The following is an 18877-nucleotide window of genomic DNA, read 5'->3' as shown; positions in this document are numbered from 1 at the left end:
CGCCGCCATCCTTAAGAATTCGCTTTGGCAGCAGCGGCCTTTGAACGCGTCGGGCGGTCGAGCAGTTCACCCCGGCAGCTGGGGCAGGTTTCGTCGAGTTCCTCGGAGCAAGGCGCGCAGAAGGTGCATTCGAAGCTGCAGATGAACGCGCCGGGCAGGTGCGCGGGCAGAGCTTCGCCGCAGCGCTCGCACGCATCTTTCATCGCCAGCATCAGGCCGCTGCCTCTTCCACCGCGGCGCAGATACGCGCCACGACCTGTTCGACCTCGGCGGCATCGTCGCCCTCGGCCATGACCCGGATCAGCGGTTCGGTCCCTGACTTGCGGATGACCAGCCGCCCACGCCCGTCGAGCTGCTTTTCGGCATCGGCGATGACGTCCTTAACGGCAGTCGCCTCAAGCGGCGCTCCGGCCTTGAAGCGGACGTTGCGGAGGAGCTGGGGCACGGGCTCGAACTGCTGAAGAAGATCGCTCGCGCGGCGCTCCTGCCCGACCATCGCCGCCAGGATCTGAAGCCCCGCCACCAGCCCGTCGCCGGTGGTCGCATGATCGGTCAGGATGATGTGCCCCGACTGCTCGCCCCCGACATTGCAGCCGCGTGACCGCATGCCCTCGAGCACGTAGCGATCGCCGACCTTGGTCCGGTGCAGCTGCAGACCCTCCTCGGCCAGCCGTCGCTCCAGCCCGAGATTGCTCATCACCGTCGCCACGACACCGCCGCCGCGCAGAAGCCCCTGCCGCTGCTGGTCGAGGGCGATCAACGCCATCAGCTGATCCCCGTCGATCACCTTGCCGCTGTCATCGACCACGATAAGCCGGTCGGCATCGCCGTCGAGCGCAAGGCCGATGTCCGCGCCGCTCGCCACCACCGTTTCCTGCAGCAGCTGCGGGTGGGTCGATCCGCATGCATCGTTGATGTTGGTGCCGTTGGGCTGGACGCCGAGCGGGATGACTTCGGCGCCGAGCTCCCACAGCGCATCGGGTGCGACATGGTAGGCCGCGCCATTGGCGCAATCGACCACGATCTTCAGCCCGTCGAGCCGCAGCTTTTCAGGAAAGGTCGACTTGGCGAAATGGACATAGCGACCGCGCGCATCGTCGATCCGCTTGGCCCGACCGATGCGATTGGCGTCGACCAGCTCCGCATCCTGGTCGAGCAGCGCCTCGATCGCCAGCTCATCCTCGTCGCTGAGCTTGTAGCCGTCGGGACCGAACAGCTTGATGCCGTTGTCATGAAAGGGATTGTGGCTGGCGGAGATCATCACGCCCAGGTCCGCCCGCATCGAGCGGGTCAGCATCGCAACGGCGGGTGTCGGCATCGGCCCCAGCAGGACCACGTCCATGCCGACGCTGGTGAAGCCCGCGACCAGCGCGCTTTCCATCATGTAGCCCGACAGCCGGGTATCCTTGCCGATCACCACCCGGTGGCGGTGGTCGCCGCGAAGGAAATGCGCGCCCGCCGCCTGCCCGACCTTGAGCGCGACGTCGGCCGTCATCGGCGCCTTGTTGGTAAGGCCCCGGATACCGTCGGTGCCGAAGAATTTGCGTGCCATCCCTCGCCCTTAGCGCGGGCTCAGGACAGTGCCCATACCCCGACCGGAAGCGGATGCAGCCAGGTCGCCGCGAGGAACAGCAGGGTGCCGCCGATGAAGGCCGGCCAGCCCGGCAGCGCAAGGCCGCGCCCGAACGGCACGAAGCTGGTCCGCGCCACCCATGTGGCCCATGCGTCGCCCAGGTGGCGGCGCTTCTTCACGTCCTGCCCGGCGGATCCCACGAGGGCCATCACCAGCACCGTGATAGCGACCGCCAGAGCGGACGGCTCTGGATGGACCAGCATGTGGCTCACCGCCCAAAGCGCGAAGGACCACATCATCGGGTGGCGGGTGATGCGCATCACGCCGCGTGGCTCACCGATGACGATTTCGCTCCCCGGCCCGAACGTCACCATCGCCGGATTGCGCACGAAGGAGCCAGCCAGAAGGATGGTCGCGAACCACGTCAGCACCGCCGCCAGCGGCCAACCCCAGGCCGGCGGCTGCCACAGCCAGCCTTCGGCTCCGGCACCCTTGCGCGCCCAGATCATCGCGCCGAAGGTCGCCAGCGCGACCAGCGAGTAGAGCCCCTGGAAGGCCTTCGCGCCCAGCCGCTTGGCAAGTGGCTGCCGCAGTGGATGGGACAGGAGCAGGTGGGTCGCGACGAACGCTGCGCCGAATGCAGCGGTCAGCGCGGCCGCACTCACCGCCGGTACGCCTCCGGCAACGCGCCCCGCTCAAGCGACCGGTAGCGGTCGCGCAGCTTGGTCTGCCGTGTTTCGAGGGGCTGCCGGACACCGTCGATGAACACCGCTTCCGCCGCGCTCAAATTGTCGAGCGGATCGCCGTTCCAGATGACGAGGTCGCCGCGCCGTCCCGGGCGAAGGCTGCCGACGTCGCCGCCAAGGCCCATCGCTTCGGCGGGACCCGAGGTGATGGCGGCCAGCGCCTCGCCCCAGCTGAGGCCCGTGGCACCCGGCACCTTCGACAGGCCGACCAGGTTGCCGGCATACCAGCGCGCACGGAAGGCCATCCGCTGCTCGTCGTCATTGATGGTGCCGATGGCGACCTTGACGCCCGCCGCGCGCATCCTCCCGACATTGCTCTGCGTCGCGGCGAGCTGCTCGAACTGCGCCGGGAGATCGGAGAGCGCCGACGCGATCACCGGGATGCCGCTGGCGGCGAGGTCGCGCGCTACCGTCCAGCCTTCGTCCGCGCCGACGATGACGAGTTTCAGCCGAGGAAAGTCGCGCTTGAGCGCCATTACCTGCCTGAGATCCGCCGCACGCTCGGCATGGACGACCAGCAATTGGCGTCCCTGCACCACAGGCACCAGCGCCACCGCGTCGTAGCGGGTCAGCAGCACGTCATTGTTGCGCCGCGCGTCGTAGGAGCGGCTTTCGTTCGGATTGGCGACGACCGGATCGGCGGACGGGTCATCGGAACCACGTGCGGCCGTGCTGGGCGAAGCGCCGCTGCCACCAGCGATCTGTCGGGCTTCGCGCAAGGCGTTCCGAAGCAGGGCATGGGCCGCAGCGCGGCTTCCCCCGGCGATCTCGGCCGCATTCTCGCCCAGCTCGACGAACTGGAACAATCGCGCGCGGGTGACCGGTTCGCTGTCCGCACCAGTGTCGATCAGCGCGCCCTGCCCGGCAAAGATATTCTTGCCGGTAGACGGGGCGACGATTGCACGAGTCACGCCCTCGGCGCGGTTGACGGCAATCGGCGCGCCCGCGGGATTGAGCGCCGTTGTCGCGTCGAGCGCGGCGCTGAACGCCCCGCTGGAGCTTTCGTCATTGGCCGCCCGGACACCGTCGACATCGACGAGGCCGAGCCGCGAGAAACCAGCGACAATGCCCGGCGTCACCCATTTGCCGGTGGCATCGATAACCTGCGCTCCCGCAGGCACGGCAACGCCCTGCCCCGCCGCCACCACGCGACCGTCGCGGATGACGACGGTGCCACCGACGATCGGTGCGGAGCCATCCCCGAGCGCCACGGTGCCGCCGGTGACGGCGATGGTCTGGGCCGAGGCAGGCGCGGAAGCCGCTGCGAGCACCGCCGCAACCGAGCTCAGAACTGATGGGAGCTTCACTTCACATCCCCTTCGCCCGGCTGCCCAAGCTCAAAATCGCTGACCGTCCGCAGCTTGGGATTGTTGGCGTCGTACATCAGCGCCCCGTCGATCCACACCCGTTCCGGACGGGTGTAGGTGCTGAACGGGTTGCCGTTCCACAGCACGACGTCGGCATTCTTGCCGGCCTTGAGGCTGCCGGTCTGGTCGAAGATGCCGAGCGCCTTGGCCGGGTTCATCGCCAGCCAGGTCCAGGCATGTTCCTCGGTGATCGGGATGCCCGCGCGCCGCCCCGCCGCCATCGCCTTGGCCGCTTCCTGGTTCAGGCGCTGGATTCCGTTGGGGTCGTCCGAATGCATGATCGCGCAGGCGCCGGCCCGGTCGACGAACGGGATGTTTTCGCGGATCGCGTCATAGGCTTCCATCTTGAAGCCGTACCAGTCCGCCCACATCGCCGAGCAGATGCCTTCGCGGGCAAGGATGTCGGCAATCTTGTAGCTCTCCACCGCATGGTGGAAGGCGGTGATCTTGTAGCCCATCTCCTTGGACAGATCGATCATAACCGCCATTTCATCGGCGCGGTAGCAATGGTTGTGCACAAGGATCTTGCCGTCGAGCACGCCCTTAAGCGTGTCCATCGCAAGGTCCTGATCGGGAAGGTCGCCCTCCCCGGCTTCGTAGGCGTCCCACTTGCGCTTGTACTTCTTGGCGTCGAGCCAGGTCTGGCGGGTGACAGCGATGTTGCCCATCCGCGTAGCAGGACCGCCCTTGTCGCCGTAAACGCGCTTGGGATTTTCGCCGCACGCCATTTTGAGGCCATACGGTGCGCCCGGGAACTTCATCCCCTGCACCGTGCGCGCCGGCACGTTCTTGAGCGTGACCGAGCGGCCACCGAACAGATTGGCCGAACCCGGCAGGATCTGCAGCGCGGTGACCCCGCCATTGGCGAGCGCGCGGCTGAAGCCCGGATCCTGCGGCCAGACGCTATGTTCGGCCCACACCTCGGGCCGCGCCGGGGCGGTCGCCTCGTTGCCGTCGGACAAAGCTTCCACCTGCGGCGAGGGATAGTCGCCAAGGTGGCTGTGCACGTCGATCACGCCCGGCGTCACATATTTGCCGGTTCCGTCGACCACCTGCACGCCGGCCGGCACGCTGATTGACTGGCCGACCGCCTGCACCTTGCCGTCAGCAAGATAGACCTGGCCATTGTCGATCCGCCCGCCCTCGCCGTCGAGGACGGTCACGCCGGTGATGACCACCGGCGCGCCCGAATATCGCTGGTAGGTCGATGGAAACGGATCCTCCGCGACCCGGATCCGCTCGCCCGTCGCGGGTCCCTTGTCGCCAGTGGTGGCGCACCCTGCCAGCGCAAGCGCTGACAGGGCCGCTGCGATCATCCCCTGTTTCATGCCCCTTACGCCTGACGCGGCGAAGAAGGAGCGGTCTCGCCCTGCGGGAAGAGACCCGGGTCCTGCCCATGGTCGCCGCCCATTTCGGCGCGCCCGGCAAGGTCGTCCTTGCCCAGCGTGTCGAGGTGCATCCACTTCCTGACGATCGGTGAGAGCAACAGCACGACGACACCCGCACCGACCGAAATCCAGCCGAACATGCTGTAGATGTCGAGCAGACCCTGCTTGCTGATTTCGCCGCCTTCGCCGCCGGTCGCTTCACCGATCTTGCCCGCGACGAAGTTGCCGACCGCGGTCATGTAGAACCAGGCGCCCATGATCAGCGACGCGAGGAACTTGGGCGCAAGCCGGTTCATCGCGCTGAGGCCGACCGGCGACAGACAGAGCTCCGCGGTGGTGGCGAAGAAGTAGTAAGCAAACACCAGGATGACCGGGGTCATCGCGGCGACGCCGATCGCCTGCGCGCCCCACACGAGCACGAGGTTGGCGAGGCCCATCTGCGCCAGCGCAAGGCCGAACTTGGCCGGTGCCGACGGCTCCGCGCCCTTGCGGCCCAGCGCCACCCAGAGCGCGGCGAAGACCGGCGCCATGATCATGATGAAGATGGGATTGATCGACTGGAACAGCGAGGCCGGAACCCCGCCGCGGTCGACGAACTTGTCGGTGAACAGGCTCATCGAACCGCCAGCCTGCTCGAACAGGCCCCAGAACAGCGGATTAAGGCTGATCAGGAACAGGATGGCGAACATCCGCTCGCGCGGCTCCTTGGGCAGCTTGAAGCTTTCGAACAGGACGTATCCCAGCAGCGCGACACCCGACACGACCAGCAGGCCCTGGATGACGTCCTGATACTGGACCAGCGCCCAGATCACCGCCACGGCGGCGACGCCGATCCCGTAAAGCGTAAACTCCTTGTTCTTGCTTAGCGGGACCGGTGCCTCGCCGGCGCCATTCAGCGCCTTCTTGCCGATCACAAAGACGACCAGGCCCGCAAGCATGCCGATCCCGGCGAGGCCGAAACCATAGCCCCAGCCGAGCGTCTCACCGAGGTAGCCGACGAGGATGGTGCCAAGCGCGGCACCGACGTTGATGCCCATGTAGAAGACCGTATAGGCGCCGTCGCGGCGGACATCGGTCAGGTTGTAGAGCTGCCCGACCATCACCGAAATGTTGGCCTTGAGGAAGCCCGAGCCGACGATGATGAAGGCTAGCGCGGCCCAGAAGACGTTGATCGTCGGATCGTTCTGGCCGCCGACGCCCTCGACCGCCATCAGGCTGTGCCCGATCGCCAGCAGCAGGCCGCCGAATAGCACCGCCTTGCGCTGGCCAAGATAGCGATCGGCCAGATATCCGCCGAGAACCGGGGTGATGTACACCAGGCTGGTGTAGGCACCGTAGACCAGCGACGCCTTGCTGTCGGTGAACAGCCAGTGCTTGGTCAGGTAGAAGATCAGCAGCGCGCGCATGCCGTAGTAGGAGAAACGCTCCCACATTTCGGCGAAGAACAGCATGTACAGGCCCTTGGGATGGCCTGCGAATTCCGGATCCTTCTGAGCGGCGATCTTGCCACCGATGGCGAGGAAGACGATCAGAAGGAAGACGGCGATCGCGGTAATCCACTCGCCTTCCTGCCAGAGATCCATTGGTTTCATCTACTGTTCCCGTGACTTGCGGGCGCCTTGCGGCGACCCCATGCAAAAAGTGGCGGCACCTTAAGCGGCAAATCCCCATTGCCAAGCGCATTGTGACTGACAGGTGACCGTCCTATCTGCCCAGCGACATGTTCAACGACCTCGCCACCCCGCTCTCCTATCTCGCCAGCCGCCGCTCCGGCCGGGCGCGCGACATGGTCGGGCCGGGGCCGGGCACCGATGAACTGGGCGCCATCCTGGCGCTGGCCGCGCGTACGCCCGACCACGGCAAGCTCAACCCCTGGCGCTTCATTGTCGTCGGCGCCGACCAGCGCGAGGATCTTGCCGCGCTGCTTGCGCGCGCGCTCGCCAAAAACGATCCCGATGCGACCGACGCCCACCGCACCAAGGCCGACGAATTCGCTCGGCAGGGGGAAGCGCTGGTCGTGCTGCTGTCCGCCCCGGTCATCCCGCACAAGATCCCGCTGTGGGAGCAGGAACTGTCGGTCGGCGCGGCAGCGATGAACCTCCTCCATGCAGCCCACGTCCATGGCTATGTCGGAAGCTGGCTGACAGGTTGGGCCGCCTACGACCCGCTCGTCCGCAAGGCCTTCTGCACCGCCGATAGCGAGCGCATCGCGGGCTTCTTTTTCATCGGCTCACCCGGCCGCGAACTCGAGGAGCGGCCGCGACCGGACATGGCGGTGGTGACGCACCGCTGGATACCACCCTTGTGACGTCTGCTCGGCGGTTGCTTTTTCTCGCGCCGCACCGTATTAGAACAGCATGACGCTCCGCGCTCGCTCCGACATGAAGCCCGTTTACGTTCGCCTCCGCGACATCATCGCCGAGGCGATCCTTTCCGGCCAATTCCCCGACGGCGCGCCACTCCCCTCGGTCCGCGCCTTTGCGGCCGAGCAAGGGGCCAACCCGCTGACCGTCGCCAAGGCCTATCAGGGCTTCCAGGATGAAGGCCTGATCGTCGTTCGCCGCGGGGTCGGCATGTTCGTCGCCGCCGGTGCCCGCGAACGTCTTTCGAACAGCGAGCGCGAACAGTTCATCCGCCAGGAATGGCCCGCCGTCCGCGCCCGCATGGAGCAACTGGGCATCGACCCCGCCGAATTGCTCGAACGCAGCTAGGCGAGCGCTTCGGCCTCGACACTGTAAAGCAGCGCGGCCCCCGCTTCGGCCCCTGCGGCAAGCCCCAGCGCTTCGGGCACGACCACCGACAGAAAATAGCCCGCTGCGGCCCGCTTGGTCCGTTCGAACGGCGAATCTCCCGTCGCGATCCTGGCCTGCCGCTCGAGCAGCCAGCCAGCGGTCAGCACCGAACACATGGTAAGGAACGGATAGCTTCCCGCCAGCCGGTCGTCCTGATCCGCCGCCCGCAAGGTCGTCGCAACCAGTTCGACCGCATCGGCCAGGGCCACCAGCGAAGGCGCTTCGATTTCGGCCCGGATGTCGGCGATCAGGCCGTCGAACGCCAGCCCGCCATCAAGCCCGAGCTTGCGCCCGACTAGGTCCGCGGCCTGAATCCCGTTGGTCCCTTCATAGATCGGCGCGATCCGCGCATCGCGAAGATATTGCGCGGCCCCCGTCTCCTCGACGAAGCCCATGCCGCCGTGGACCTGGATACCGATGCTGGCCACCTCGCAGCCGACATCGGTACCCCAGGCCTTGACCAATGGCGTCAAAACGTCGCCGCGCATCGCTGCCTGCGCATCACCGCGGTGGCCGCGGTCGATCTGCCCAAAGGCGTAATAGGCAAGCGCCCGCGCCCCCATCGTCAGCGCCTTCATCCGCATCAGCATGCGGCGCACGTCGGGATGCTGTTCGATCGCCACCGGATTTCTGCTGGTTCCCCCGGCCCGCGCCGACTGCACTCGGCCAAGCGCATAGGCCACCGCGCGCTGTGTCGCTGCCTCGGCGATGCCGACGCCCTGCAGCCCGACGTTCAGCCGCGCATTGTTCATCATCGTGAACATCGCCCGCATCCCGCCATGCTCAGGCCCGATCAGCCAGCCCATGGCGCCGCCCTCGTCCCCGAACGCCATGGTGCAGGTCGGCGAGGCGTGGATGCCAAGCTTGTGCTCAATCGATGCGCAGCGAAGATCGTTGCGCGAACCGTCCGGAAGCACCTTGGGCACCAAGAACAGCGAAATCCCCCGCGTTCCCGCAGGCGCATCGGGCGTGCGCGCCAGCACCAGGTGGATGATGTTGTCGGCAAGGTCGTGCTCGCCATAGGTGATGTAGATCTTCGAACCGGTGATGGCCCAGCTTCCGTCGCCGTTGGGCGCCGCCTTGGTGCGCAGGGCGCCGACGTCCGAACCCGCCTGGGGCTCGGTCAGATTCATCGTCGCCGGCCACTCGCCGCTGACGATCTTCGGGAGATAGTCGCGCTTCTGCTCGTCCGAGCCGTGTGCGCCGATCGCCTCGATCGCGCCCATGGTCAGCATCGGGCACAGCGCAAAGGCAAGGCTGGCGGCGTTGAGATCCTCCATCACCGCCGCCCCAAGGCTCAATGGCAGCCCTTGCCCGCCCGCTTCCTCCGGCGCGCTGATTGTGCCCCAACCGCCCTCGACAAATTGGCGGTACGCCTCGTGGAAGCCCCGTGGCATCGCAACGCCGTCCGGCGACCATTTCGCGCCCACCGTATCACCGATGCGGTTGAGGGGCTCGACCTCCCCCTCGGCATATTGGGCGGCGCCCTCGAGCAGCGCGTCGACGATATCGCTATCGTTGGTGAGCTCGTGGATCCCGACCACATGCTCCAGCACGAAGCGCTGTTCTTCTACCGGGCAGCGAAGCGCCATTATCCGTCATTCCCTTGTGAAGCCTCATCCTTTGCCATAGCGGCGGCGTCATGGCGGGCAAGAGCACCGAGATACGGCCGTTCGGGCCCGAGGCGATCGCCGTCGCCGCCGCGCTGATCCGCGACGGGCAGCCGGTCGCGGTCCCGACCGAGACGGTCTACGGTCTTGCCGCCGACGCCACCAACCCGCGCGCCGTGACCCGTATTTACGAAGCCAAGGGCCGCCCGAGCTTCAACCCGCTGATTGTCCACGTCCCGGATCTCGCCGCAGCAATGCGCCTAGGGTCGCTGAACGCCGCCGCCCGCGCGCTTGCCGAGCAGCATTGGCCCGGTCCCTTGACCCTGGTCGTGCCACTGGCTGAGGACAGCCCGGTCGCGAGCCTCGTCACCGCGGGCCTTCCGACCATCGCGTTGCGGGTCCCCGCCCACCCCGCGATGCGTGCTCTGCTCGAGGCAAGCGGCCGCCCGCTCGCCGCGCCAAGCGCCAATGCCAGTGGCCGGATCAGTCCGACCCGGGCCGACCATGTCCTTGCCTCGCTGGGGGGGCGAATTCCGCTAATCATCGACGGCGGCGCGTCCGCGCATGGCCTCGAAAGCACGATCATCGCCTTGACCGGTGACCAGCCGCGACTGCTCCGCCCCGGCCCGGTCGAGGTGCCCGGCGCGGTCTCGGTCACATCAAGCTCGATCGAGGCTCCCGGCATGCTGGCCAGCCATTACGCCCCGGCCAAGCCGCTCCGCCTCGGCGCGACCGCCAGTAACGCAGGCGAGTGGCTGATCGGTTTCGGCGACATTGCAGGGGACGTCAGCCTCAGCTTGTCAGGCGATCTCGCCGAAGCGGCCGCGCGATTGTTCGACCTGCTTCATCAGGCGGACTCTGGCCCGGCGCCGGCCATTGCGGTTGCTCCCATTCCCGATGCGGGTCTCGGAATTGCGATCAACGACCGGCTGGCGCGCGCCGCGGCGCCGCGCGATCAGTAGCGCTTTGACGCCGCCGGCCGCAGCCGGCTGAGCCAGAAGGGCAGCGCCTCGGCCTGCTCAAGGGGACGGGCGAAGAAATAGCCCTGGCCCGACACGCAGCCGAGCGCGGCCAGCGTCGTCGCCAGTTCCCGGCTTTCCACCCCTTCGGCGGTGGTCGACATGCCCAGCGCCTCGGCAAGGCTCAGCACAGCGCGAACGATCGCCACGCTGTCGGGATCGGTCATCATTCCCGACACGAAGCTGCGATCGATCTTGAGGACGTCGATCGGCAGCCGCTGGAGATAGGCGAGGCTCGAATAGCCGGTGCCGAAATCGTCCATGGCGACCCGCGCGTCGAGCGCCTTCAGCTTGTCGAACACCCGCGTCGCCCGGCGCGGATCCTGGACGATTGCGCTTTCGGTAAGCTCCAGCGTGAGCCGGTCGCCGGTCAGTCCGCTCGCCCGGAGGGCGCCGCCGACCATTTCGGTTATGTCGTCGCGCGCGATCTGGATCGCCGACAGGTTTACCGCGATGTTGAACGGCAGCCGCTCGCGGGCTTCCGCGTCCCACCCGGCCAGCGTCTCGGTCGCCTTGTTCATCGCCCATCGGCCAAGATGCAGGATCAGCCCGCTTTCTTCCGCCACCGGGATAAATTCGGTCGGGCTGATTTCGCCGCGATCGGGGTGATTCCAGCGCGCCAGCGCTTCGAACCCCGACACCTCGCCGGTCTTGAGGTTGACCAGCGGCTGGTAGCTCATGGCCAGCTGGTCGCTCTCGATCGCGCGGCGAAGTTCGGTCTCGATCGAGAAGCGCCGCCTTGCGAGGCTCGCCTCCTTGGGTTCGTAGACCTCGGGCCGCCCGCTCGCCTTGGCCTGCTTGACCGCGAATTGGGCGTTGCGGAACAGCTCCTCGGCATCCTGGTCGGGCTGCATCAGCGCCAGGCCGATCGCGCAATCGACCTTGATCTCCAGTTCGCTCAACCGGAACGGCGCGTGCATCGCATCCTGGATCCGAGTCGCCGCTTTCAGCGCGTCGCCGGTTCCCCGCCGCAGCGCGACCACTATCCCGAATTCGTTGCCGCCGGTGCGGGCAAGGCTGTCCCCCGCCCGCAGCGCCGAAATCAGCCGCCTCGCAAAGGTGATCAGCAGTTCGTCGCCCGCTAGGCTTCCCATGCTTTCATTGATTCGGCTGAAGCGCAGCATGTCGACCACCAGCACCGCGTGGCCGACGCAATCGGGCGGGGTTTCGCGGGCAGCCGCTTCGACCACCTCGGTAAAGGCAAGCCGGTTTGGCAGCCCGGTCAGGCTGTCGCGCAGCATCTCGGCGCGCAGGGTGCGCTCGGCTTGCTCCTCGGCCGTGCGATCGACCACCGACAACAGGGCCCGCCGGCATTCGCCGTTTGACGGCAGCGGCGCCAGCTTCAGCTGGTAGAACCGTGCGGCGACGCCCGAACCATCGCGCATGTCGAGGTCGGATTTCGCGCCTTCGTCATCGCCAAACCAGGCCGCAAGGTGCCGGTAGACCAGGCCTTCGCCCGCCAGGCATTGCGCGCTCACCGCCTCCAGCGTGCCCGCGGTCGAAATCGCCACGGCATCGGAAAAACGGCTGTTATGCGCCGATATGGACAGCTTTCCGGAACTGCATTCGATGATCGCGGCCGGGATCGGCAGGGCGTCCAGCAACTGCGCGCCATCCGCCCATAAGGGCGGCGATGGCCTTAACGCGCGGAGATTTATCGCTGGCATGGCCTAATGCTATGAAGGCCAAGGCGTTAAACATCTGTTTCCTCGACGACTGATGATGGACTTTCGTCGCGGGTGCTTGCAGCCCTGTGCGAAGGCAGCAACAAGGCCCCGACCTTTCCGAACGATTTTTCCAGGGGAAACCGAATGCGCCGCACTTTCCTGCTTGCCGCCAGCGCCGCCCTTGCCGCGACTGCGGCCACCGCCGCCCTGCAGCGCTCGCCCAGCCTGCCGGCGGCTGAGCAGAAGGCGCTTGCCGCAGCCGTCGCCAACCCCGCGCGCAGCGATGCGAACCGCGCCCGCGACAAGTATCGCAGTCCCGCCGCGACCCTGTCCTTCTTCGGCGTTCGCCCGAAGCAGACGGTGGTCGAACTGTTTCCCGGCGGCGGCTGGTACAGCGAGGTCATCGCGCCTTATGTCCTGAACGGCGGCGGCACCTATTATGTCGCCGCTCCCAACGACCGCGCACTCGGCGGCTTCAAGCGCCTCGTCGAAAAGGACGCCGCGCTCTACGGCCGCGCGCGTCAGGTCACCTTCCCGGTCATGCAGGCGGGCCAGGCCGGCGTTCCGAACGGCAGCGCCGACGTCGTCCTCACTTTCCGCAATGTCCACAACTGGGCTATGGGCGACCAGCCTTACGCCGACGTCGCCTTCAAGCAGATCTTCGCCATGCTGAAGCCCGGCGGCGTGCTTGGCGTCGAGGAGCATCGCCTGCCCGAAAGCGCCGACAGCGCCCGGGAAAAGGCGAGCGGCTACCTCAAGGTCTCGACCGTCCGTCGCCTCGCCGAACAAGCCGGCTTCCGTTACGCGGGATCGAGCGAAATCAACGCCAATCGCAAGGACACGGCAAACTGGCCCGATGGCGTCTGGACCCTGCCCCCGACGCTCCGCCTAGGCGACAAGGACCGCGCCAAATATCTCGCCATCGGCGAAAGCGACCGCATGACCCTGCGCTTCGTAAAGCCGCGCTAGGGAGCTTATTTCACCTCGATCATGCGCTTGCCTTCGGGCACCTTCGGATTGGTCGCCAGCCATGCCTCCAGCGCATCGAGGTCGAGGCCGCCGTCCTGCGCATCCTTGCCCGAGGCAAGCACGGTATAGCCGTCGCCCCCGCTGGCGAGGAAGTTGTTCACGGTCACCCGGTAGCTGCGCGCCGGGTCGATCGGCTTGCCGTTCAGCGCCATCGCCAGCACCCGCTGCCCGTCGGGCCGGCGCCGGTCGAAGCGATAGGTGAAGCCCTGTGACGGGATCAGCAGCGAGGTCGCCAGCACCTTGCCGTTGACCTCGCGGAAGCCCTGTTCGAGCAGCGCCTTCAGCTGCGCCCCGGTCAGCGTCTTCGATACCAGGCTGTTCCCGAACGGCTGGGTCGCGAACGCCTGGCCAAAGGTGACGCTTCCGTCCGGCCCGGGGACGAGATCGGTGCGCACCCCACCCGAATTGAGGAAGGCGATCTCCGCCCCGCCCTTGCCCGGTGCGCGGGTGGCGGCCAGCTGCGCATCGGCGATGAGTTCGCCCGCCGGGCTGTCGCCATCGTCGGAGTCCTTGAGCACGGGTCCGGACAGGCGCCCGACCACCCGCTCCGACGCGGGCCGCGCCGCCGCGGCATAGCGATCGACCAGCGCCTGCACTTCCGGATCACGCTCGGCAAGGACGGGCACGTTGTTCGCCCGCGCCGCGACCAGTTGCCTGGTCGCGGGATCGAAGTTGAGCCGGATGTCGGTTACCAGATAGCCGTTCTTGCCCGCGCTTGTCAGCAGCCGCGGCGCACCGTTCGCTTCAAGCTCGCAGGCGTAAGCGTGATGCGTATGCCCGCTCACCACCACCCGGATCGCGGGATCGAGCTTGCTGAGGATCGGCAGGATGTCACCCGACAATCCGTCGCACCCGGTGGCGTCATAGATGGGCTTCACGTAGCCGCCCTGGTGAATCAGCAGCACGATCAGGTCCGCGCCCTCGGCCTTGAGCCTGGGCACCTCGGCATTGGCGGTCGCCGCCTCGTCGGCGAAGGTCAGCCCCGCAACCCCAGCCGGGGTCACCAGCGTCGCTGTGTCCTTCAGCGGCAAGCCGATGAAGCCGACCTTGACCGGCCCCAGCTGGCGAATGACGCTTGCCGGAAACAGGCTGGTCCCGCCCTGCGTCAGCACATTGGCGGCAAGATAGCGAAACTTCGCTCCGTCGTGCGGCTCGACCGCGCATGGCACCCGCGTGGTGAGCTTCTCGCAGCCGCCATTCTGCATTCGCAGCAGCTCTGCGCTGCCCTTGTCGAACTCGTGGTTGCCGACCGCCGCAATCTCTAGGCCGACCATGTTCATCGCCTTGATCGTCGGCTCGTCGAGGAAATAGGCCGACACCAGCGGGGTCGCCCCGATGAGGTCGCCCGCCGCCACCGTCACGCTCTGTTGCCCGAAGCGCAGCCGCTTCAGCGTCGCCGCCAGCTGCGCCGCGCCGCCCGCGCGGATTTTCGTGGTGGTCCCGTCCGGATTTCGCAGCGGAACCGGATCGCGCGGGGTTTCGAGGTTTCCGTGAAAGTCGTTCAGCCCCAGAATCTGCACCTCGACAGCTGCCGCCGTCGCCACTGCGGCAACCGGGGCGGACGGCCGCTCGACCGTCGCGCAGGCCGCCAGCCCAGCGCTAGACGCGAGCAGCAAAAGGCGTGAAATTCGTCCGTTCATCAAATACGTCCAGTCCTTCGCGGCGTTTGAGCGCCCCTACCACGACATAGGTGACAGGCGTGAGAATCGCCTCCCAGCTCACCTTCAGCGCCCATTGCGTCAGCAGCACCTTGATGACCAGATCATTGGTCCACCCCGCCGCGCCCCAGAAGGCGAGCGGATAGAAGATCAGGCTGTCCACCCCCTGCCCCGCGATCGTGCTGCCGATGGTGCGCGTCCACAGATGCTTGCCGCCGGTCCACACCTTCATCCGCGCCAGGACGAGCGAATTGACGAACTCGCCCGCCCAGAAAGCGATGATCGAGGCGAACACGATCCGCGGCACCTGCCCGAACACCTGTTCGTAGGCGCCCTGCCCGGTCCAGTCGGGCGCCGGCGGAAGCGCGACCACGACCCACGCCATGAACGCCATGAACAGCAATGCCGCCGTTCCCACCCAGATGCAGCGCCGCGCCCGGGCATAGCCGTAGACCTCGGTCAGGATGTCGCCGATCACATACCCAAGGGGAAAGAACAGGATGCCCGCGCCGAACGGCCATAGCCCGACCATCGGCAGGTCGATCTGCGCCACCTTCCCTGCGCCAAGCACGTTCGACAGCAGAAGGATGCTGACGAACGCCGCCATGACCAGGTCGAAATAGCGCAAGGAACGCCCGTGCAGGCTCGCCGCTTCGACCTTTTCGACTTCTTTCATGTGCTGCCTACCCCGTCACGCTGTCGCCGCAGGAAAAATGGAAGCACGGCAACGGGTCAAGCCCGGGGTGACGAAAGGAGAGGCCAGTCCTAAACAGCCCGCATGACCGACGCCGACCTCATCCAAGCCGCCCGCACCGCTGCCCTCAAGGCCTATGCCCCTTATTCGGGCTTCTCGGTCGGCTGCGCGATCCTCAGCACCGACGGCCGGCTCGTGACCGGCGCCAACATGGAAAACGCCTGCTACCGGCTGGGCATCTGCGCAGAACAAAGCGCGCTCACCACCGCGCAGCATGCCTTCGGTCTCCAGCACATCGCCCGCATCGCGGTCGCGGGCGGCGACGGTTCGGGTGAAGCCTTGACCGGCCAGCACAGCGTCACCCCGTGCGGCGGCTGCCGCCAAGCCCTGCTCGAGGCAAGCCAGCTTGCGGGCCGAGACTTCGAGATCATCTGCGCCAGCGGTGATGGAAGCACGCATCAGCGGCTCACGCTTTCGACCCTCATTCCGCATGGTTTCGGCCCTGCCAGCCTTGCCGATGCGTCCGCTCGGTAACGCTCGCCCGGATACTTTCGCACTCACTTGCTGGCTAATGGCTCGTTTACCAAATCGTCGCTAAGCGCCCTTCTGCTTAGCGAAAGGGCAAGCGAGTGAATGAGCGTGCGTTGCAAGACGAACCGGGCCGGCTGCGTGCCCTCCAGCGGTTTGTGTTCAAGGATCACAGCGACGACCCGGCCCTCCACGCCCTGACCTCCCTGGTCCGCGACGTTCTCGGGGTCGATGTGTGCGGCGTCTCGCTGCTCGATGGCGACCGGCAATTCTTTCACGCCAAGAGCAGCCCCGGAACGGCCGAGGCTTTGCCCCGCGTCCACGCGCCCTGCGATCACGCCATCCGCAGCCGCGATGTCCTCATCATCCCCGACGCGCGGGAGGACCACCGGCTGAGCGACAATCCGCTTGTCACCGGCGAACCGCATATCCGAAGCTATGCCGGGGCACCGCTGACGACGCCCGACGGCTACAATCTCGGCGCGCTGTGCGTGCTCGGCGCAAGCCCACGCCTGTTCCAGGCTGACGAGATCGCCCTCCTCCAGCGCTTTGCCGGCCTCGTCATCAACCAGCTCGAGCTGCGCACCCTCGCCCAGCGCGATTGCCTGACCGGCTGCCTCAGCCGCCGCGCCTTTCTCGAACTGGCCGAAGCCGCGCTGCGCGGGCGCGCTGCCGACGGCGCGGGGTCGGCACTGCTGCTGTTCGACCTCGATCACTTCAAGGCGATCAACGACACGCACGGTCACCCGGCGGGCGACCAGGTCCTGCGCAGCGTTGGCGCGGCCGTTGCGGCGATCATGCGCAAGGGCGATCTGTTCGGCCGCATCGGCGGGGAGGAATTCGGCATTCTCCTCACCGACGTCGATACCGCCGGCGCGCACAGCATCGCCGACCGCATCCGCCTTGCCATCAGTGCCCTTGGTCAACCGACCTGCCTGCCGGTCAGCACCAGCATCGGCCTGACGCCGGCCAGCGGAGGGATGGACCTGTCTCTTCTCCTGGAACGCGCCGACGAAGCCCTTTATCGCGCCAAGCGGAACGGCCGGAACCGGGTCGAGATGGCCTAGCCCTCCCGACGGGTTCAGCGGGCGACCGCCCTCGCCCCCGGGCGGCGGGGATCGTCACCGCCGAGGAACAGGCCCTTGTCGATCATGATCGACTGGGCGCTTCCCATCGTCTCGTCCGACTTGATGCGGTGGCCCATCGCCTTCAGCGAGACCACCGTATCCGGATTGAAATTGGGCTCGACCATCAGCGTGTCGGTGGTGCCCTGGTGGATACGTGGCTGGTGGGTGGCTTCCGCGACGTTCAGGCCGAAGTCGATGGTGTTGACCACCAGCTGCAGCACAGTGTTGATGATGGTGCTTCCGCCCGGCGTTCCGGTGACCAGCCACGGCTTGTCACCTTTGAAGATGATCGTCGGCATCATGGTCGACAGCATGCGCTTGCCCGGCTGCATGGCGTTGAGCGGTGGGGGAAGGCCGGCCTTTCGCGCCTCGACCGCCTCCTCGTGGCTGAAATTGTTCATCTGGTTGTTGAGGAGAATTCCGGTCCCCTCGATCATCACGCCCGAACCGAAGTCAGACCCCAGCGTGTAAGTGGTGCTGACGACATTGCCGTCCCCATCCGCGACCGAGAAGTGGGTGGTTTCCTTGCTTTCGAAGCGGAACGGATCGCCCGCCCCCATCTCCTTGGCCGACCGGGCCTTAGCCCGGTCGATCATCTGGGCGCGCTCAGCCGCATAGGCCTTCGACGTGAACCCGCGCACCGGTGCGGTGACGAAGGCGGGGTCGCCCAGCGAACGATAGCGGTCAGCATAACCAAGCTTCATCGCCTCGGCCATCAGGTGCAGCGACGCGGCGGAACCTGCGCCGAGCGGCTTCAGGTCGAAGTTCTCGAGGATGTTGAGCATGTTAATAAGGGTCGCTCCGCCTGCACTGGCCGGCGGCGTGGTGACGATCTTGTAGCCGCGGTAGCTGCCCACCAGCGGCTCGCGCTCGATCGCCCGGTAGGAAGCGAGGTCCTCCAGCGTGATGATCCCGCCGTGGCGCGCCATGTCGGCGGCGAAGCGCTTGGCGACCTCGCCCCGGTAATAGGCATCGGCGCCGCCCTTCTGGATCTGGCGCAGGGTCCAGGCCAGCGCCGGGTGACGGAAGCGCTCGCCCGGTGCGTAAAGGCTGCCGTCCTTCTTGTAGAAGGCTGCCTTGGCAGCCGCGCTGGTGGACAGCCTTTCCTTGCCCCACCCGAACACGAAGGCTTCGTCGTGCGACAGAACGATGCCTTTCTCGGCAAGGTCGATCGCCGGCTGAACCACCTGCGCCCACCGCAGCCGCCCGTATTTGGTCTGCGCGAGATAGAGGCCCGCGACCGTCCCCGGGACAGCCGGCGCCAGATAACCCCGGCTCGCACCGGCGCTTTCCTTGCCCTTGGCATCGATAAACAGTTCAGGCTTCGCCGCCCGCGGCGCGACGCCGCGGAAGTCGATCACATGCACCTTGCCGGTTCGGGCGTCGTACAGGGTCATGAAGCCGTCGCCGCCGATGTTGCCGGCCCGCGGCAGCGAGACCGCCAGGGCGAAGCCAATGGCGACCGCCGCGTCCACGGCATTGCCGCCCCGCCGCAGGATGTCGGCCCCGACGTCGCTTGCGATGCCGTTCTGCGAGACGACCATCCCGCGCGATCCGACCGTCGGCGAATGGATGCTCGGATATTCGAGTAGCTGCTTCTGCTGCGCGGCCGCGGGCGAGATCGCCAGCGAAAGCGAGGCAAGAACGATTAGGACGCGGCCTATGAACATGTTGGCTCC

Annotated in this window: 17 protein-coding genes; 6 read left to right on the top strand and 11 right to left on the bottom strand. The window is 66.8% G+C overall.

Features of this window, described 5'->3' with window-relative positions; translation table 11 throughout:
* Positions 1-11 precede the first annotated feature (11 nt).
* From ABD729_RS10520 to ABD729_RS10495, 6 genes are read right to left on the bottom strand one after another with little or no spacing between them, the layout of a single operon-like run.
* On the bottom strand, positions 12-212 hold the full coding sequence (locus tag ABD729_RS10520; RefSeq protein WP_344710197.1) for a DUF1272 domain-containing protein: 201 nt from the start codon (positions 210-212) through the stop codon (positions 12-14).
* Positions 212-1552 (bottom strand): phosphoglucosamine mutase, encoded by a 1341-nt coding sequence (glmM, locus tag ABD729_RS10515; RefSeq protein WP_344710196.1) that lies wholly within the window; start codon positions 1550-1552, stop codon positions 212-214. Before glmM ends, ABD729_RS10520 begins: the two co-directional genes overlap by 1 nt.
* A gap of 20 nt (positions 1553-1572) precedes the next feature.
* Positions 1573-2238, bottom strand: coding sequence for an NnrU family protein (locus ABD729_RS10510; protein ID WP_344710195.1), 666 nt, complete (start codon positions 2236-2238; stop codon positions 1573-1575).
* On the bottom strand, positions 2235-3626 hold the full coding sequence (locus ABD729_RS10505; RefSeq protein ID WP_344710194.1) for an amidohydrolase family protein: 1392 nt from the start codon (positions 3624-3626) through the stop codon (positions 2235-2237). Before ABD729_RS10505 ends, ABD729_RS10510 begins: the two co-directional genes overlap by 4 nt.
* The gene (locus tag ABD729_RS10500) at positions 3623-5014 is read right to left on the bottom strand and encodes an amidohydrolase (protein ID WP_344710193.1); all 1392 of its coding nucleotides are present in this window, start codon (positions 5012-5014) and stop codon (positions 3623-3625) included. Before ABD729_RS10500 ends, ABD729_RS10505 begins: the two co-directional genes overlap by 4 nt.
* A gap of 5 nt (positions 5015-5019) precedes the next feature.
* Complete coding sequence (locus ABD729_RS10495) at positions 5020-6666, bottom strand: peptide MFS transporter (protein WP_344710192.1); 1647 nt, start codon at positions 6664-6666, stop codon at positions 5020-5022.
* Positions 6667-6794: 128 nt separating this feature from the next.
* Here ABD729_RS10495 and ABD729_RS10490 point away from each other — a divergent pair, with 128 nt between their 5' ends.
* A complete protein-coding gene (locus tag ABD729_RS10490) occupies positions 6795-7382 on the top strand; it encodes a nitroreductase family protein (protein ID WP_344710191.1) in 588 nt (195 codons plus the stop codon).
* 49 nt (positions 7383-7431) lie between these two features.
* Positions 7432-7785: a GntR family transcriptional regulator gene (locus ABD729_RS10485; RefSeq protein WP_344710190.1), complete on the top strand. Its 354-nt coding sequence runs from the start codon at positions 7432-7434 to the stop codon at positions 7783-7785.
* Here ABD729_RS10485 and ABD729_RS10480 read toward each other — a convergent pair.
* On the bottom strand, positions 7782-9458 hold the full coding sequence (locus tag ABD729_RS10480) for an acyl-CoA dehydrogenase family protein (RefSeq protein WP_344710189.1): 1677 nt from the start codon (positions 9456-9458) through the stop codon (positions 7782-7784). The two genes, ABD729_RS10485 and ABD729_RS10480, sit on opposite strands and share 4 nt — an antisense overlap.
* 50 nt (positions 9459-9508) lie before the next feature.
* Here ABD729_RS10480 and ABD729_RS10475 point away from each other — a divergent pair, with 50 nt between their 5' ends.
* On the top strand, positions 9509-10438 hold the full coding sequence (locus ABD729_RS10475) for an L-threonylcarbamoyladenylate synthase (RefSeq protein ID WP_344710188.1): 930 nt from the start codon (positions 9509-9511) through the stop codon (positions 10436-10438).
* Here the strand turns inward: ABD729_RS10475 and ABD729_RS10470 are convergent.
* The gene (locus tag ABD729_RS10470) at positions 10432-12006 is read right to left on the bottom strand and encodes a putative bifunctional diguanylate cyclase/phosphodiesterase (RefSeq protein ID WP_344710187.1); all 1575 of its coding nucleotides are present in this window, start codon (positions 12004-12006) and stop codon (positions 10432-10434) included. The genes ABD729_RS10475 and ABD729_RS10470 overlap by 7 nt on opposite strands.
* A gap of 300 nt (positions 12007-12306) precedes the next feature.
* On the opposite strand from ABD729_RS10470, the gene ABD729_RS10465 reads away from it, so the two are divergent.
* The gene (locus ABD729_RS10465) at positions 12307-13131 is read left to right on the top strand and encodes a class I SAM-dependent methyltransferase (RefSeq protein ID WP_344710186.1); all 825 of its coding nucleotides are present in this window, start codon (positions 12307-12309) and stop codon (positions 13129-13131) included.
* 5 nt (positions 13132-13136) lie between these two features.
* On the opposite strand, the gene ABD729_RS10460 is transcribed toward ABD729_RS10465, so the two are convergent.
* Positions 13137-14831: a bifunctional metallophosphatase/5'-nucleotidase gene (locus tag ABD729_RS10460; protein ID WP_344710185.1), complete on the bottom strand. Its 1695-nt coding sequence runs from the start codon at positions 14829-14831 to the stop codon at positions 13137-13139.
* On the bottom strand, positions 14791-15525 hold the full coding sequence (locus ABD729_RS10455) for a queuosine precursor transporter (protein ID WP_344710184.1): 735 nt from the start codon (positions 15523-15525) through the stop codon (positions 14791-14793). Before ABD729_RS10455 ends, ABD729_RS10460 begins: the two co-directional genes overlap by 41 nt.
* 102 nt (positions 15526-15627) lie before the next feature.
* Here ABD729_RS10455 and ABD729_RS10450 point away from each other — a divergent pair, with 102 nt between their 5' ends.
* Positions 15628-16077, top strand: a complete 450-nt coding sequence (locus ABD729_RS10450) for a cytidine deaminase (protein WP_344710183.1) — start codon at positions 15628-15630, stop codon at positions 16075-16077.
* A 110-nt stretch (positions 16078-16187) separates the two neighbouring features.
* A complete protein-coding gene (locus ABD729_RS10445) occupies positions 16188-17138 on the top strand; it encodes a GGDEF domain-containing protein (RefSeq protein ID WP_344710182.1) in 951 nt (316 codons plus the stop codon).
* A gap of 14 nt (positions 17139-17152) precedes the next feature.
* Here the strand turns inward: ABD729_RS10445 and ggt are convergent, their stop codons facing one another.
* Complete coding sequence (gene ggt, locus ABD729_RS10440) at positions 17153-18868, bottom strand: gamma-glutamyltransferase (RefSeq protein ID WP_344710181.1); 1716 nt, start codon at positions 18866-18868, stop codon at positions 17153-17155.
* Between the last annotated feature and the right edge of the window lie 9 nt (positions 18869-18877).

Source organism: Sphingomonas humi (assembly GCF_039536725.1).
Classification (GTDB): Bacteria; Pseudomonadota; Alphaproteobacteria; order Sphingomonadales; family Sphingomonadaceae; genus Sphingomicrobium; species Sphingomicrobium humi.
The sequence above is the reverse complement of the archived record's forward strand: the minus strand, read 5'-3'. Positions and strand labels throughout refer to the sequence as shown.